This window comes from Anaerobacillus sp. 63XJN7_4_ISO-PGPR-S23-413, assembly GCF_056173725.1.
Genome location: NZ_CM149688.1, coordinates 3,207,625 through 3,224,370, shown reverse-complemented (window position 1 = coordinate 3,224,370; position 16,746 = coordinate 3,207,625). Strand labels below are relative to the sequence as shown.

Sequence of the window (16,746 nt, the reverse complement as noted above, 5' to 3'; positions counted from 1 at the left end):
AAGAGTTCATCAATCGTTTAGCATATGAATTAACCCTAAATATTTTCGTACTCTATAGGAGCAGCCTCTTGAAAGACGTCTACTAGAATTTCCATTCCTTTCTCTATTTTATCCTGAGTGGAATGAGTGAAATTGAGACGCATTGTATTTTTCTTCGGATCTGAAACATAGAAAGGAGCTCCTGGTACATAAGCCGCACCTTTTTTTACAGCCGTATTTAATAAAAGCGTCGTATCAATGCCTTCTGGTAGTTCTACCCAAAAGAACATGCCGCCTTTAGGAACCGTATAAGAAAGTCCAGGTAGATCAGCTTGATCAAGCAATCGTTGCATGACCTTCATTCGTTCAAAATATGTACTCCTGAGGTTTTGAATGTGACCGTTCAAATCAAAGTCGGAGCAAAGGTGATAGAGTGCTTGGTGAGCAAGAGAGTTTGAATGCAAATCAGCCGCTTGCTTTGCTTGTGCCATAATGCGGATGATTTGATGAGGTCCTCTGATCCAACCTGTTCGTAACGCAGGAACAACGGTTTTAGAAAAGGTACTCGTATAGACTGTGTGCGATCCATCGTCTAAAGCAGATATAGGGGTATATGTTTTTGTTCCATCGAACTTGATTTCTCCGTACGGATCATCTTCAAAAATAATCACTTTCTTTTTTATTGCTTTATCAAGTAGGTGTTGTCGTCGTTCAAGTGACCAAACTTTTCCCATCGGATTTGAGAAGGTTGGGACAACGTACACACACTTCGGCATATACTTTTTCATTTTGTAATCAAGATCCTCTGGTACCATTCCATGCTCATCCGAATCAACAGGGATAATTTTCACTTCATACGATTGAAAAACCTGTACGGCTGCAAGATAAGTTGGATTTTCTGTTAGAACAATATCTCCGGGGTTAAACATTACCCGCGCAAATAAATCGATTGCTTGTTGCGAACCAGTGGTGAGCATAATATCATCCACGCGTGAAGCGATGCCCTTCTTGTTCATGCGATCAACAAGAACCTCCCGAAGTGGAGCATATCCCTCCGTGGCATCGTATTGAAAAGCCTTTCCTCCTGATTGAAATGTTTTCGAAAATGCATCTTGTACTGCCTCTACAGGGAAAAGTTCGTCGTCTGGTAACCCTCCCGCAAACGAAATGACATCACCTTTATTCGTGATTTTTAAAATATCGCGTACTGCAGATGATTGAAGATGCTGCACTCTCTTAGCAAATCCGTACCTCATGACCAAAACGCCTTCCTTTGTTTTAATATTTAAAATATTTTCATTATAGCATTTTAATGCGTTGAAAGGCTAGTGTGTTTGTTTAAAGTTAGTAATATGGTTAGATTCAATAAAACAAAGGTGAAATACCAAATTAGATTAAAATAAAAAACTCAAGTTCTGACTTCAGAAATTGAGTTAGGATTTGAGCGGTATACTCTTATAGAACTTAAGCCATTTCTTTAACAGTAACAGGTAATGAAAATAAATCAGCGAACATCCAGTGAGAATACTAAAGGTAGCAAGCCACTCAACAACTCTGCCACTATCGAAAATAATAGGGAAAATAGAAGAAAGTACTATTCCTGCGAGTGTATAAGCGAGAAAATGATACCGATAAAGGCTCCGTTCCTTTCTAGTTAAATACCAATCAATGAAGATAGAGATCGGTACACCAATCAAAAGGAAAAATGGAAGCATTAGATAGGCATTAAGCATCGCATCTGAGAAATGGAACGCACTCTCACTAGTACTGTCAAATAGATACAATAAAGTGTTTATGATAAGTGACACAGTAAAGGCTGAAAGAAAGGATGATAAAATCCTAAAGATAAAGGTCATTAGTGGAACTCTCCCAAAGATTGTTTTCAAGACATAAGCTAGCAACTAACGAGGTTTAATTATTCCTTTTTGTTTTCTTATCTTTAAAATTATTCCATAAATACTAGTTAACTTACAAGTGTGAAATAATTTCTGTCGGTGAGTGTAGTTCCGTCTCCATTATTAAGAAAGCAGCCAACCTATATATAGCAAGGAAGCTTATGTAACTATTTTTTATTGGATAATTCATTAATAGTCTCTAAATAAGATGAAAGAAATAGAAAAAGCATGAAGCCAGTTCGCTTCATGCTTATTTCTATTGATCTGTTTTACTCCATAATCCCTACCGAATCAAATCCACCTGCAGCCACCACCACTTCAGCGCTACCTTCACCGTAAAGGTCAATAGCAGATTGCACGATAGCTTGTCGTGCATCACTAAAGTCAGAGTTAGCTGTAAGGTATTGAGTCAGAGCACGATAATAGATTTGCCCAAGCTTCTCACGGCCAATGTCTTGAGCGGTTAGGTAAGCGGCGTGATTAATAATCGAAGAGTTGATGTGAACACCGCCGTTATCTAAGTTAGCTGGAAGGTCGTAAAATTCATCCATATGGGATGGATACATTCCTTCGCCGTTTCCATAAGCAACATAAGCAGCACCAACAGGGTATTTACTAGGATTACTTAAGCTTCTAAGAGAAGTGCGTCCATCTGCAACGGCAGCGGGTGCCATAATGTCTTCCCCGATCTCCCAGTCTGAGTCATCAATTAATGCGCCGAAAATATCCGAGAAGGATTCATTCAAAGCGCCGGATTGAAAACGATAGATGAGGTTAGCTGAATTAGATGTGACCCCGTGAGTCATTTCATGTGCTGCTACATCCAGGCTAGCAGCAAGAGGGATGAAGAATTCACCATCGCCATCTCCATATACCATGTAAGTCCCATTCCAGAAAGCATTGTTGTAATTATCTCCGTAATGAACGACTGATTGGATCGGCATGCCGTTATCATCGAGAGAGTTCCGTCCATGCTCACTTAAGTAATAGTCATACACTTGTTCCGAATTATAGTGAGCATCAACAGCAGGTTCTGCAAATTCAGATTTAAACGCCGCGCTTTTGTTTGAAAACAATTCAAGATAATTTTTTGAGTAATCATAGGTGATGATCCCATCTAATCCTTCGTGACTGTAATCAGCTAGTTGAAAAACGGTGCCTTCTTTTTCACCTTTGCTTTTTGTCACGTGGAGAAGACGATGATCGCCGAGTACCCCGGTACCAGTCCCGGTTTGGGTTTTAAAATGACCTGCGTCCATGATGGCGTTATATTGATCCACAACTTTACCAGACGTAGCATCAACAAAAACATACCAGTTACCAGGCTCATTACCTAAGAAGTTCACATTCACTTTGTAGGTGAGGTGATTTTTTCCTTCAAATGGATAAACAACTAACTCGGATGTTGGAACTTGATCTAATGTAGAAGGAGCATGAGTAGAAGATTTTGCGACTTGCAATGCTTCTTCTGAAGAAAGGGTAGGTTTAGTATCGAGCTTACTTGCTTCGATATCTTCATTATAAGCTCCGTTTACGACAGTGATTTCATTATCCACATTGTAGTGAACAATAATCTCAGCCCCTTCAACCGGGACGCCGTTCTTTGTTTGATTAAACCTGACGTGAGTCATTCCAAGTTCATCCTTGGCGGAATTGTTCTTTTTTAGGTCTGCTTTTGGATTTTTGATCTTAACTTTTTCTTTATTTTGTTGCAAGTAGTTTAGGGCATCTTCAGCAGAAGTAGAAGAACGTTTAACTGCTTGCTTCTCTTTCACGAATAGCGGAACGTTCGCTTTTTCGTTCCATTGCTTAACCATCTGGTTCTCCACTTGATGATCAGGCTGGACGGCTAGAACATTATTATAAGGGAGCGATGCGGTTATTAAGGCAGTCGTCACAACAAGTGGGGCAATAAACTTTTTTCTCAAATAAATTCCTCCTAATATGTAATCTATTTACAATTATAAGGTGGAATTGAACTTCTCTCATGAGTCCATGTAATTATCTTAAAATATAGAATAATTAGAAAATGTGGTTATATAGAACTATTAATAATCGTTTAACAACTTCATTAATCTCAATTTTTAAAGTGAAACGGGAATGGAGAAGTTTAAGTAGAAGGTTAAAAATTGGTGAAAAGTAGAAAGGGTGTGAGTGGCTGTTGTTTTCTCAAGAAAATGTTATTGACCACTAAAAAGTGACAATGATTTTTCTGGTTCTATGGCGGTTCCATCTATTAGATACTTGAAATTAAAAAGCTACGGTCCAGAAAATGGACCGTAGCTTTTTTGATGAGCGATTAGCTTTTCGAAGACGACAATCGATTATAGATCACTAACACCATGATTAGAACGATGAGGCACACACCAATTAAAATACCAATCAGTAGTTGAAAAGAGGACGACGTTGTTTCTGTATCTTCTTCGTTAATCGATTTAAAAGCTGCTGTCTCCGTCTCAGAGAAAAGGTTTAAATTCTCCGCTTTATCTTTAATCGTACTATTTTCTTTACTCATAGAAAGAAATAATTCACTTAGGGTATTCTCAGGGTTAAAAACTTTTTTCCCGTTAAATGAAATCGTCTTCTGATTTTCAGAAATCTCTTCCATTTCCTTCGAGTTTGAAGAATCATGGATCAAGTCAGTGTTTTTCTTGAACTTGTTTTTTTGATATTCATTCGGTAATAACTCGTTTATGTCCGTACTTGCTTCTACTGCAACTGGAACAAGGTGACAGCAAAGAAAGATCATTGTAATAAGACAGATAATTTTAGGCTTCATGAGCCTCATCCTCTTTAGTTTGTGTCCATGACCGTTTGTTTAAAGCATATTGAATAATAATCAGGACAATTAAAATAGCGGTTAAAATCATCGCACCTTCTGTAAAGAGCGTTTGTGTACTGTTCTGTATAGACATATACACGCGAGACATTGGATCAGTAAAGCTAAAGTTCGGTGTCGAAAGTGCAAGTAAAGGTGTCACAAACAGGGCAACGAGGCCAACTGTGACTAGCCATCCTAATAAATGATGTCCCATAAAGGCAACGCGAATTAACGCTGCACAGCTTAATAAAAGTAAGATCGTAAAGATTGTCCATTCCATTGAACGATCGTTTCCTAAAGGGTAAATCGATAAGCTGTAGAGACTTATAACGAGACCAACGATACTTGTCAGCATTAAGAATAAGATACTTTGTAACCACCACGGACCATGTTGGAAGTAGTAGCTTGCATAACCAATCAACAAGCTGCTTAAGAGAATAATGAATAAAATCACAACAGGTGGAAGATTCGTATCTTTCTTATCTGTAAAGACGCTACCGGTGACGTCAATTGGAGTAGCTAGGAAATCATAGACGTAATCATTTGATCGACCATCTACAAAGGCATTCCCCATGACGTTAAAGACATCATCACGAATCATAAGGGTTGAAGCGACATTCGTGTCCCACTTATTATTCAGTGTGTTAGCGTCTGTTTGCACTTCAGCCACTCGAGACTGGAGTTCATCTGTGTAGGTAAGAATTTCGGATTGGCTATCTTCAATTGAATCCACCCAATCATACAGAGAACCCATCTGACTTTTAACTTGATCATGATTACTTATAACTTGCGTACCCTGCGTAGTTTCATCAGGGGTTTGTTGCTGAGCTTGTTGCATCTGGTTTAGAACGTTATCTGCTTCTTCTTCAATTCCATTCAAGCTTTCGAGTAACTTCGCTTGCTGTGTGTCGAGAACGTTTTTGTAGTCCGCTAAAAAGACAGTGAAATCATCTTGTAACGTCGTCAGGGCGTCGCTCGTTTTCGGTACTTGAGTTCCAACCGCGTCCCATTGGCCTTCTTCTTTGTTGGTTAGTTCTAACATGCTATTTACTTCTTCACGAAGGTCATTGTCCTGTAGAACGGTGTCTTTCACGTTGTTTTTAGAAAGCATACTATTTAGCGTTGCTTCATATCGATCCAGGGATGCATAGTACTGAAGAACATCCGTCAAATTCGCCCCTTTGATCGGACGTTGGAAATAGACGGATAGCGTATCTTTTCTAGCTTGTGATAGAGCAGGTGATGCTAGAATCGCATTTTCTTTTTCATTAATGCCGGATGAAATACGATAAATCTTATCAGATACCATTACTAGCAAGTCTTTTAACTCGGTATTTGATTCTTTTAATACATCAACCTGTTCCATTAACGTTTCTTTTTGAGAAGAGAGCGTTTCGTTTTCTTTTGTTAGCTTTTCAACTTCCTTTGTTAACTCTTCAATTTGTACAAGTAAACTTTTATTCTCTTCAGTTAGCGTATCGATAAGCTTCTTTAGCTCTTCCAATTCGCCGTCAAGTGGGTTGTCGCCGCCTTCTTTGGCTAGAAGTTGCTGCTCGGTTTGCTTTATCCGATCGTTGAGCGTTAATAACTTTGTCGATGCGGTTTGAAGATCTTCTACTTTTGGTTCCTCGAGCGCAATCAACGTTTCCTGTAGCGTCACAATTTCCTGTGCGATGGCTAACAACTCATTGCGTTCTGCACTTAAATCAACTGGAGTTGGACCATTTGTTTCTCCATCTTCATCGATCACAGGAGGCTCTTCATCCTGTAAGCTCTTTAGAAGTTTCGTAAGGTCTTCCATTGGATCTTCTTCTTCACCTGGCTCTTCCGGATCAACGGGTTCTTCTGGATCTTCAGGGACCTCAGGTAGTTCAGGGTCATCGGGAATGACAATCTCATCTCCATCACCGAGCTTATTACTAAGCGTGGCGATATCTCCTTCTAGTTCATTTAAAACCATGGAGTCTTTTAGCTGCTGATAGTAATTAAGAATTCGCTCTTGTAGCGTATAGAAATCGTTAACCTGGCGCTCAACCTGGTCATACCGAAGTTCTTTTAAACCAGCAAACATTTCTTGCTGCTGCATCATCTGATTTTCTACCTGAGACATGTTTTCAAGAACGCTCTCAGATTTACCTTCGAACAATTCTTTGTTGTTCATAAACATCGGTTGAGGCATTTCAGTTGCCTGTGAAATCGAATCGACTGAATCAGCTTGAATTTGTTCAAGAACTTCTTGTTGTTTCTGCTGATACTCACGATAGTCATTCGTATAAGTAACAAAGTTTGCTAGATTTTCTTGAAAATCTTCCATCGTATTTGTTTGATCTGCTGCTCGTTCCTCAGCATTTTCTGACGTTGATTGAAGATTGGCAAGCATCGACACCTGCTGCTCCATTTGCTCAGCAAGGTCTTTGGAGCTTGGTGTATAGAAGGAGAGCATTGTTTGCTGGAATGCTTTCTCTTTCTCTACAATTTGATCAAACTCTTGTTGGATGTTGACGAGATCGTTTGAAACATAGTTCCAGTAAAGAGAAGACATCTTCGTATTAACGCGATTTGTTGCTTGCTCAAGTTCAAGCAAAACTTTCTCTTTATTGATGGCATTTAGTTGATTCTGAACCGTGTATTCTAGTTTTGTTTGTTCAGGTTGGTTTTCATCATAAGTTAGAATCTTCTCAGAGAATGTTGACGGGATGTACACTATGGCATCATACTTTTGATTGTTTAGTCCATTTTCTCCGGCACTACGTCCAACGACTTCCCAATTGTATTGTGATTCTGATTTAAGAATGGGAGGGACGTCATTTCCGAATTTCACGACTTCCTCGTCTTCTTCTGTTCCCGTATCTTCATTAATAACAGCGATGGTTTTCGTTGCGCTCTCTTTCTTCTTCATTGGATTTTCTCCAATGGAAGTAAAGTATATGAGTGGAAGAACTAAAATGATCGCTGTTACGAGAATGAGTTTAAGGATGCTTTTCTTCTCTTTCACGCATGTACCTTCCTTTCTATTTGGACAAGTGGAACCTGGATTTTTTGCGCTTTTTCGCTTTGAACATAATAAGCAAATCCGGCTTTAATATCGGGTTCTTTCCGGTCAAAAGGTAGATTAATGAGCGTTTGATCGGATTTCTTCATTAATAGTATAATTTGACGAATTTGCTTTAATTCGACCGTAAGCGGATCGTATCCTTTCGTTAGTTCATTGCTACTGCCAGATGCGATAATACTTAAGCCGAGGTGGCTATAGTTTTTCATTAATGCGGTCATTCGATCCTGAAGGAGGTTTCCGAGAGTTTGGGAAAATCGTCCATATCCATCAATAAAGAGGAAAACTCTTGAGAATTCAGGAAGTGTTTGGCCATTATTCATACTCTCATGATAGGTGATTGCACGTGACTTGAATTCAGTTGTCACTTGTTCAATCCATTCTTCGATTTGTTCTTTTGTTTCTAAATAAGTCGTGTTTTCCTCGTCTTTTAGATGAAAAAGTCCGCGATCGATTGAATCAAATATGGCAATATGATCACCTTCTTGCAGTAACGCTTGCTGCGTAAGAAGACGCATGATATTGGTTTTACCTTTCTGGGCCTGTCCAAGTACAAGACAATGTGAAGTCTGCGCAAAGGAAAGGGAAACAGGCTTAACTGTTTCTTCATGCAATCCAATCGGATAAGTGTTCTTTGATTCCGAAGCTGGAATGTACGTATGGAAGGTCTTTAACGTAAGATCAGTCGGTAGCATTGGAATAGCTTCAGGCTTGCTCACATCACGGTATTTGTCTTGTAGCATTTGGACTTCTTCTTTCAATGAAGCTAGCTGTTCATAGTCATCTTCCCCTCTAGTTGGTAGCACTATTTGACCGAAGTGTGTTTTCTCCTTCTTCATAATGGCTCTACCCGGTACTGCTTCTGGAGCAAAGGGGATTCTTCCAAGAACGGTGTAAGCTTCTGAGTTATCTAATAAATAATGGACAATTTTTGTTTTAAGGTTATTCATCAGTGCCTGACGAACTGAGTTCAAACGCGTAGCGCTCAAGATCATATAAATACCGAGCGACTGTCCGTCTCGCGCAAACTGAGTGAAGATCGGATCAAGGTCCATCAGTTCTTCTTTTACGAGATCATAGTTATCGATCGTAATAAAGAGTAGAGGAAGAGGTTTGTCATTTAGACGATTGTACATCGTAATGGAGCTCACTTCTTCACGCTGAAAGAGTCGTTTACGCTTCGTAAATTCTTCCTGAATGAACTTCAACAATTTGTTTAGTTTGCGTTCCTCATCTATTAAGAAATAATCTCCCGTATGAGGCAAGTTCTTAATGGATAATAAACCACCGTTACCGAAATCAAGTATATAAAATTGCGCTTCTTCCGGCGTGTTTGTTGATGCGATGCTCATAAGTAACGTTAAGATGGTTTGCGTCTTCCCAAAACCTGATGAGCCAAATATGCCAACATTGCCATCCTTAATTAATTCATAATCGTATGGAGATTGTGCTTGTTTTTCAGGTTCATCCAGCAGGGCAAAGGCGATTTTCTTCTTATCTGATTCAAAATCATGACGATACAATCGCTTTTCGAGTGGTGGAAGCCATGGACTCGGCAATCTACTGAGTCCAAGTTCCTGCTGGACATCTACGATTTTATCTACAATTACTTCGATTTCACTTTGCTTCTTTTTCTTACTTTCTTTTGATGATGATAGCTCTGACAGAGGAACGAGACCAAGATCAGTAACTAAGGCAACCTCATCTTCCATATCGGAGGTGTCTTCCATATATGTCGCTCGGCTATAGGCCGATTGAAATAAATCGTACACCTCATTATTCCCAACCTGTAAGTATGCCCGACCTGTCACGGTTAGTGATGCAGCATCACCGTTCTTTAAAATTTCGCGACTATCCTCTACGTTTTGTACTTTTAGAGCGACGCGGAAACGAGCGTTACTCCAGATCTGATTATCAATTACGCCACCAGGTTTTTGCGTGGCAAGAATGAGATGCACACCTAGACTTCGACCAATTCGTGCAGCACTGACAAGCTCTTTAATAAATTCTGGCTCTTCTGTTTTTAACTCAGCAAATTCATCAGAAATTAAAAAGAGATGAGGCATAGGTTCAGCCGCTACGCCATTTTTATAAAGAACCGTATAGTCATTAATATGACTCACTTCATACTGATCAAAGATGGTTTGTCGTTTCTTTAACTCACTTTTTATGGAAGCGAGTGCTCGCGTACTGAAATTTTCGCTACCTTCTATATTGGTAATTGTCCCTAACAAGTGAGGGATTTGTTTAAATGGCTGTGCCATACCTCCACCTTTATAGTCAATTAACAGAAATGCCACTTCATGTGGATGGTAGTGGACGGCTAGCGAAAGAATATATGTTTGTAAAAATTCACTCTTCCCGGATCCAGTTGTACCAGCAAGTAATCCGTGGGGACCATGAGCTTTCTCATGAAGATTTAATTCCACAACATCCTGGCGCCCTTTAAGTCCCACTGGTGCTGCAAGTGATTTCGATGATTGATTCGTCACCCAATTATGTGAAACCGGTAATTCATCAATATCTTCCATATTCAACATTTGCAGGAAGGATACTTTCTCAGGAATGGAATTCGTTATGCCGCGCTGGTGATTCAGCGTGCGGAGCATTCGGGAAAACTGTTCATTACCACTTTGCTTGTGCTGATCAAGTTCGAATGAAATTTCGGCTGCTTTTTTCTCTTGAATGAGAATATCGCCTTCGCTCTTGTTAATATAGCGAATCAGCGTATGGATATTGTCTGATAGGCTCTCTTTAGCCTCTGCAACGAAAATAGTTGAAAGACCAAGATGTGTATGTTCACTTTCTAAGTACTCCAAAATGACATGGTCCGAGATTAAGTTGTGATTCGAAATAATAAACACATAATGTGGTGCGAATCGTAGCTTTTCTTTATCTTCTTCTAGATCCCGTTCTCGAATCATTTCATAGATCGAAGAGAGGAGCTGATCTCGCGTTTGCTCATTATAAATAAACCCTTTTGCAAATGACCCCGGCATTTGCAAGTGCGGTAACCATTTCATCCATTCCCATTCGGCGTATTCCTCTTCATTAAAGATGAAGACAAATCGGATGTCATGATAGCTATGGAAGAAGGCCAGCTGTCCAATGATTTGATGCAGTTCATTTTTAACAACTGCTTCTTTTCCGATAAGGCCAATTGCTCCCTGGAATAAGTCTGCGGTAATAGGAAGGGAGTGCAGTTCATTGTATACTCGCTTCAGGTTCTGGGATTCTTCTAATAGTTCATCCATTTCTCGTGTCGACATGTCAGCTGAATTAACGGATATTTTATAGCTTGCTGGTACCGTTCCCGTTCCTAAGCGAAATTGAAGGAAGTCAGGACTCTCTAGGCTACGTTCCCATAAACGGTCAGAAACCTGCTCGGTAAAGTATTTCATTCGCTCAAAGCTAGGGTAGTGGAACGTAAGAACTTTTCTCTGCTTTTGAGCCAATTCATGAAGTTCGTGTCGCTTATCCTCAAGGTATCTTTTATATATCCGTTTCTTACGTGCTTTTGATTTCTTTTGATGACTTTTATCTTTAAAATATTGCACTGTCGATGTAACGAGTGTTGTCGTAAACATAACAACAGAAATAAGAATGAAAATGCCTCTTGGAATAAGAATCGCTACTAACCCCATAACGATAAGCATCATTAATGGAGGAAGGATAATAATCCAAAGGCTTCGATTATTCCGATCAGATTCTTGAGTAGGGAAGGATAGATCAATCTTATCCTCAGGTAATTCATACATCATCCTCGGCGTACGACGATAGTTTGGGTATTTTTTCTTCATTTCAGATGACGGAATCGTGGCCTCTGGGAGAGAGGTTTCAAACGTCTCTGGACTTGTTACCTCAAGCATATCCTCAGCTATTAGTGTCAATGTCATCATCGGCAGGAAAACCATGTCACCGATTTGAAGTGGTGATTTACTATGTAAGAGCGAACCATTATGATAAACGGTTGTTTGACTAGTAGCTGTAATTGTCCAATGTTTCTTCTCACGGGTTAAAACAAGCCTAACTTTTTCAGGAAGAGCCCTCATTTGAATCTCTGATGAGGACCTCGAAATGGTTACTTCCTGCTGATCATCAATGTAGTAAACGTGCTTCTTCGCTTTAGGAGTTATCATGATGGCAACTTCTTCAGAACCTAATTCAAAAGTAGAGCGCTTATTGAGAGACAATGGAATACTCTCTTCATCATCTTTTTGCAAATGAAAGTTCTCGTTATGAAGCTGTACCGAGTAGACATGCTCGTCTGAATTGGACGAGGGTATAGTAAAAGTGTGATTGATACTAGTGCCAATTGTGATAGGGTGGTTTGACTGCTTATCAAGTTCAATCATTTGATAAGTACCACGAAAGAACACCCATAATTGCTCCATTATTTCACCTCCGATCTATTTCTCTTCTTTTTTCTGGTCACCTTGTTGTTTCTCTTCATTTGTTGTTTCCTGCTGGGCTTCTTCCTCTTCTTGCTGCTGCTCTTCTATTTCTCTTTCGTATTCTTCAAATTCTTGCTCTAACTCATTGATCATCTGCTGCTTCTTCTCGCTCTCCAGATCTGAATCAGCTTTAACCTGTTCCTTGCGCTTCAAAATGCCATACATTAATAAGTCGCGATCTTCTAAATAACGTGCGATTTCAAGTGCTTGTTCCGCTTCTCCGCGTCCAATATGAATCCAATACTCATAATACCTTGGGTCAGATTGAAGGGAGATCGTATTACGCACACTTTCTTTTTGTTCATCTGTTAGAGATTCATTGATGATATAGGAGAGGGCTAGCTGATATTGCGTCACTTTTGGAATGTCGTCAATGTCATAAGATTGAAGCGAGTTCACAACCTCACTATACTCATTCGTTAAAAAGTTCTCCTGTGCCTGGACGATATTCTCCTGCTTTGGTTGGAGAAGAAACAAAGAGTAAAGAGAGTAGAGTAAAGCTGGTAGTAAGCAAATAGATACGCCAAGAAGGAAATAACGACTTGTTTTCCACTTCTTTTTATTCACTTTAATGAATTCAGATTCTTTCTTATGTAAGTGTTCAATTTGTGAATGAATGATTGGCTGAAGCTCATGAAGTGTTTTGGCTTGAAGCACTTGTTTTAGTTCAGATGACAGTGTGAGCGTGTCAGAATAATGTAGGTATTGTTCAAATGATTGCTCTGGATTCATCATAGCTGCAACTGTTGCTCGTGTTTCATCAAGAATACGTTCAGGATCTTCCTCATAAGGGGGAAGACTTTCCTTTACGCCGAAATGTAAAAAATGTGGCGTCAATCCCTGATCCAGCACAAGATTATCTGGACAAATAATTAAGTTAAGACGCTTGTAGCGGTGGTCCTTTACTTTTTGCACCAGTTGATAGGCACTTGTGAGGCGATCGCTTTCAGTCATTTCCTTAAGCTTCGCTGGAAGAGCGATAATAGAAGGTGAAAGTTTGTGCTTGATGCTTACCTCATCCTCATTCATATCAATTGTTTTCGGGATTCCGGTATGGATCTCGCTTAGGAAATGAACTTCTGACAATTCATCGAATTTGATTTTCTCTTTCTGAAACAGAAAGGTAATGACATCTTTTTCGCTAATAATTTTTGCATCTATTTGTGTTTCAAGATAGGGTTTCACTTGATTCGACATGGTTGTGATCTCCTTCAAAGTATTTCAATTCGATCTCCAGTCATAATCCCAGCATCAATTAATCTCTCATTAGCGGCTACTACCTTATGCTTATTCACTAGCCTAACCCACCCCGTTTGATCTGGAGGAGTTTGAATTTGTTCCGTTTGGCACACTATTTCAATGAGTTTCTTGACTGAATGATAGTTTGATAGTCTGAGGTCAATAAAGCGACCTTTTTTGTAATGATGGAGATCGACTGTTACTTCAATGTACATATAGTTCACCTCATAAGGAAGGAGCGCCTAAGCGCTCCCGATCAATTCTTTATCGCTTATCCGCGAATTTGATTAGCAATTTGTGCGTCAGCATCTTCAAGAGATTTCGCAGTGCTTGCTAGTTGTGTTGAGATATCAGCGAGGAGACGTTGCATGTCTACGAAAGATGGACGAAGAGACTGATATTGATCACTAAAAGCTTGGCTTGCAGCACCTTCCCACATACCTTCTAACTCAGCAATCATTTTGTCTAAATTACCAATTTGTTCTTCTACTTTACTTTCTTCTGTTTGATAGCGTTGAGACATCGTAATAAGTTCTTCCGGTGTTACGCGAATTTGACCTGCCATTCAAAATCACTCCTCTTAAATTAGTAATGTGTGCATTATTCCTACAGAACTGCATCAGTCTTTCTTATATATAATTAGCATAATTTGTAATAACTTGATAGGTTTAATACACACATCGGCAAAAAATGTAACTTATATACTATGACATAATACCCCTTAATTTCCATTTAATAAACATTAAAATGTAAAATATGGATGAATAATATAAGATATGGAATTTTCGAGTGTGAATCCTATGAATTTAAAAATGTAGGGATGTGTTGTAACCCCTGATTGCTATGACTTTCACAAGTTGCTATACAGACTAAATACTCATTTTTGAATAAATTAGCGGATTGGAATTAAATTGAACCGGTAAATGGTAAGTTGTATTTAGAGTTAGACATTTATTATGAAAAAGATTTTAAATTGATGTAACTAAACAGTTAATCGAGCAGGGGGAGAATGAATGAACATAAGTAGAGGTCAAAAAGTACCTATTACAAAAGGGAGAAGCGTATCGGATCTTAATATAATAATAGAATGGCAAAACGATTATCAAACAATTGAAGTAGACGCCGCTGCATACCTATTAAATGAAACAGGCAAATGTAGTGGCGATGAGAGTTTCATATTTTATGGGCAGCCGGTAAGTATTGACCAAAGTGTGAAACAGTTAAAGCAGGGGGATAATCAGAATGAAACACACATTTCTTTACAGAAGATGTCGCCTGGTATTCAGAAAGTTGCTTTTACACTCACGATCCACGAGGGGGAAGAAAGAGGCCAGAATTTTGGTCAAGTTTCCTCATTATCACTTCGTATTGCAGACAAATCTACTGGAGAGAACCTCGTTTCATTTACATTTGGTGAAAAATTAACGAAAGAGACGGCCATCGTTGTAGGCGAGTTATATTTACATAACGGAGATTGGAAGTTTAATGCGGTAGGTAGTGGTTTCTTCGGCGGACTCGCAGCGCTGTGTGAGAATTTTGGCATTGAGGTTGAAAGTAACAAAGATAATCGTAAGCAGCCAGATCCTATTCAAAGCCAGCCCGTTCAGTCTTCACAAGAAGCGGTTGTCCCTCTAACAGTCACTTTGAAGAAAAAAGAAGCGATCTCCATTCGTAAGTCCGAGAAAGTAGTCGCTACGCTAGAATGGAAAAGTAAAAAAGATCTGGATCTTTATTGTTTTTACGTCCTTAAAGACGGAACAGAAGGAAAAGTATATTATCGAACACCAGGACATGCTCATAAAGAACCGTATATTACGTTAGATGGTGATGCACAGGGAGCAGGGAAGGAAACGGTGGTTGTACATAAACCGTCTGAGCTAAAATACGTGCTGTTTTCAGCGTATAGTGCGATATCAAATGGAATTGGAAGTTTTAAGTCTATGAAGGCAAAGGCAGTTGTTGATAATCAAATGGGGCAAAAAGTGACCTCTCCTCTATTTGAAAAGAATAACTTTGCTTATTGGGTAGCTATTGCTAAGATTGATTTTACTGATCCGCTTGATATGAGCGTTAGTCATGTTGAGAAATATTCGAAAAGCGGTACGGAGCGATCACCGCTTTTGTACCAAGATGGTTCGTTTGAAATGAATGTTGGACCAATGGAGTTTAAATAGATTACTAAGCTACTATACGAAAACACCTCATCCTTTTGGACGAGGTGTTTTTGCTAATGTTGTTCGACTATTTTTCTGCGAGTAAGATTTATATTTTCGCTGAATATAGTGGGCAGCGTCATTCCGATGATAATGATCACAATACCCGCTATTTGCAGGACAGATACTGTTTCACTTAATAAGATGACGGAAACCATGACAGCGATTGGTAGTTCAATTGCACTAAGAATCGAGGACTTACCTAAGCCCACCTTGGGAATGGCAATCGAAAATAGGAACACCGGGATGATCATTCCAAATAAGCCTAGTGCGATTCCGTATAGCCATAGCCCTTCTGTGAACAGTGTACCGTTCCAAACGATTTCTGGAGATTGAAAAACTGCTGACATCAGGAATGCGAAAAACGAGACAATGACTAATCGATTTGACGTATTCATTTTGGCGTTCGCTTTCCCATTAAAATAAAGGAAGAGTGAATAACAAAGTGCAGCTCCAAGTCCCCATAACCAGCCTTGAAAAGGGATGTTAGATAAATCTGCATCAATAAGTCCTGCAGCAGGTATCGTTCCACCGATTAAAATAACAAGTGATAGCATTTCCATCCTTGTTGGAAGCTGACGTTTCGTAATGCTTGAAATCAGCATGCCGATCCATGTGAATTGAAAGAGCAGTACGACAGCCAGAGAGGCTGGTAAATAATTTAATGATTGCCCATAGAGAATATTAGTTAAGCCTGTAAAAACCCCTGCGAAAATTAGAATTTTAACTCCAGCGAAACTTAGCTTTTGTCGGTTTGTGATGAGAAAGATGAGTACTGCAATTACAAAGCCGATAAAGAATTGGCTCGTAACGGCTTCAGATGCTGTAAATCCGCTTCCCATCGCTAATTTAATAATAGTTGAAACAACTCCGTAACTGCTTGCACCGATAATAACAAGCAATGGATATAAGTACATTTTCATTGAACATTTGCCTCCAGTTAAACTCTAGCTTCATCGTATCCACCGTGGCGTGGATCTCACTTCTTTAAGTGATCTTTGAAAGCGCTTTTGATTTTAAAAACACAAAATCAAATATATCGTATTTGCGATGCTTAAAGCAATGGTTAATTGAGGAAAAGTGCCTGTCACCA

General features: G+C 39.3%; 11 protein-coding genes. 1 reads left to right on the top strand and 10 read right to left on the bottom strand.

Translation table 11 applies throughout. The features are described 5' to 3' along the window. Positions 1–35: 35 nt before the first annotated feature. The 9 genes from AC0VYO_RS16940 to AC0VYO_RS16900 all read right to left on the bottom strand — a co-directional run bounded on the left by AC0VYO_RS16940 (position 36) and on the right by AC0VYO_RS16900 (position 14,005). Positions 36–1,235: an aminotransferase-like domain-containing protein gene (locus AC0VYO_RS16940; RefSeq protein ID WP_475367843.1), complete on the bottom strand. Its 1,200-nt coding sequence runs from the start codon at positions 1,233–1,235 to the stop codon at positions 36–38. 177 nt (positions 1,236–1,412) lie between these two features. Further along, positions 1,413–1,835 (bottom strand): hypothetical protein, encoded by a 423-nt coding sequence (locus tag AC0VYO_RS16935; protein WP_475367842.1) that lies wholly within the window; start codon positions 1,833–1,835, stop codon positions 1,413–1,415. Positions 1,836–2,143: 308 nt separating this feature from the next. Further along, positions 2,144–3,802, bottom strand: coding sequence for a M4 family metallopeptidase (locus tag AC0VYO_RS16930; protein ID WP_475367841.1), 1,659 nt, complete (start codon positions 3,800–3,802; stop codon positions 2,144–2,146). A gap of 371 nt (positions 3,803–4,173) precedes the next feature. Then, the gene (gene essA / locus AC0VYO_RS16925) at positions 4,174–4,653 is read right to left on the bottom strand and encodes a type VII secretion protein EssA (RefSeq protein ID WP_283153804.1); all 480 of its coding nucleotides are present in this window, start codon (positions 4,651–4,653) and stop codon (positions 4,174–4,176) included. Further along, positions 4,643–7,690 (bottom strand): type VII secretion protein EsaA, encoded by a 3,048-nt coding sequence (gene esaA, locus AC0VYO_RS16920; RefSeq protein WP_475367840.1) that lies wholly within the window; start codon positions 7,688–7,690, stop codon positions 4,643–4,645. The genes essA and esaA overlap by 11 nt, the downstream gene beginning before the upstream one ends. After that, on the bottom strand, positions 7,687–12,141 hold the full coding sequence (essC, locus tag AC0VYO_RS16915) for a type VII secretion protein EssC (RefSeq protein ID WP_475367839.1): 4,455 nt from the start codon (positions 12,139–12,141) through the stop codon (positions 7,687–7,689). The genes esaA and essC overlap by 4 nt, the downstream gene beginning before the upstream one ends. A gap of 15 nt (positions 12,142–12,156) precedes the next feature. After that, a complete protein-coding gene (gene essB / locus AC0VYO_RS16910) occupies positions 12,157–13,398 on the bottom strand; it encodes a type VII secretion protein EssB (RefSeq protein ID WP_475367838.1) in 1,242 nt (413 codons plus the stop codon). Between the two features lie 14 nt (positions 13,399–13,412). Next, complete coding sequence (gene yukD, locus AC0VYO_RS16905; protein ID WP_194219139.1) at positions 13,413–13,655, bottom strand: ESX secretion system protein YukD; 243 nt, start codon at positions 13,653–13,655, stop codon at positions 13,413–13,415. 56 nt (positions 13,656–13,711) lie between these two features. Next, a complete protein-coding gene (locus tag AC0VYO_RS16900) occupies positions 13,712–14,005 on the bottom strand; it encodes a WXG100 family type VII secretion target (RefSeq protein ID WP_194219140.1) in 294 nt (97 codons plus the stop codon). 448 nt (positions 14,006–14,453) lie between these two features. Between AC0VYO_RS16900 and AC0VYO_RS16895 the strand changes: the two genes are divergently transcribed. Further along, entirely contained in the window at positions 14,454–15,614 is a 1,161-nt protein-coding gene (locus AC0VYO_RS16895; protein WP_475365676.1) for a TerD family protein, read from the top strand. Positions 15,615–15,667: 53 nt separating this feature from the next. Here AC0VYO_RS16895 and AC0VYO_RS16890 read toward each other — a convergent pair whose 3' ends face one another. Next, the gene (locus AC0VYO_RS16890; RefSeq protein ID WP_475367508.1) at positions 15,668–16,570 is read right to left on the bottom strand and encodes an EamA family transporter; all 903 of its coding nucleotides are present in this window, start codon (positions 16,568–16,570) and stop codon (positions 15,668–15,670) included. Positions 16,571–16,746: the final 176 nt, after the last annotated feature.

Coding starts and splice junctions, on each gene's coding strand:
- essC (WP_475367839.1), bottom strand. CDS start 12,141: ATGGAGCAATTATGGGTGTTCTTTCGTGGTACTTATCAAATGATTGAA.
- yukD (WP_194219139.1), bottom strand. CDS start 13,655: ATGTACATTGAAGTAACAGTCGATCTCCATCATTACAAAAAAGGTCGC.
- AC0VYO_RS16890 (WP_475367508.1), bottom strand. CDS start 16,570: ATGTACTTATATCCATTGCTTGTTATTATCGGTGCAAGCAGTTACGGA.
- AC0VYO_RS16895 (WP_475365676.1), top strand. CDS start 14,454: ATGAACATAAGTAGAGGTCAAAAAGTACCTATTACAAAAGGGAGAAGC.
- AC0VYO_RS16940 (WP_475367843.1), bottom strand. CDS start 1,235: ATGAGGTACGGATTTGCTAAGAGAGTGCAGCATCTTCAATCATCTGCA.
- essA (WP_283153804.1), bottom strand. CDS start 4,653: ATGAAGCCTAAAATTATCTGTCTTATTACAATGATCTTTCTTTGCTGT.
- essB (WP_475367838.1), bottom strand. CDS start 13,398: ATGTCGAATCAAGTGAAACCCTATCTTGAAACACAAATAGATGCAAAA.
- AC0VYO_RS16900 (WP_194219140.1), bottom strand. CDS start 14,005: ATGGCAGGTCAAATTCGCGTAACACCGGAAGAACTTATTACGATGTCT.
- AC0VYO_RS16935 (WP_475367842.1), bottom strand. CDS start 1,835: ATGACCTTTATCTTTAGGATTTTATCATCCTTTCTTTCAGCCTTTACT.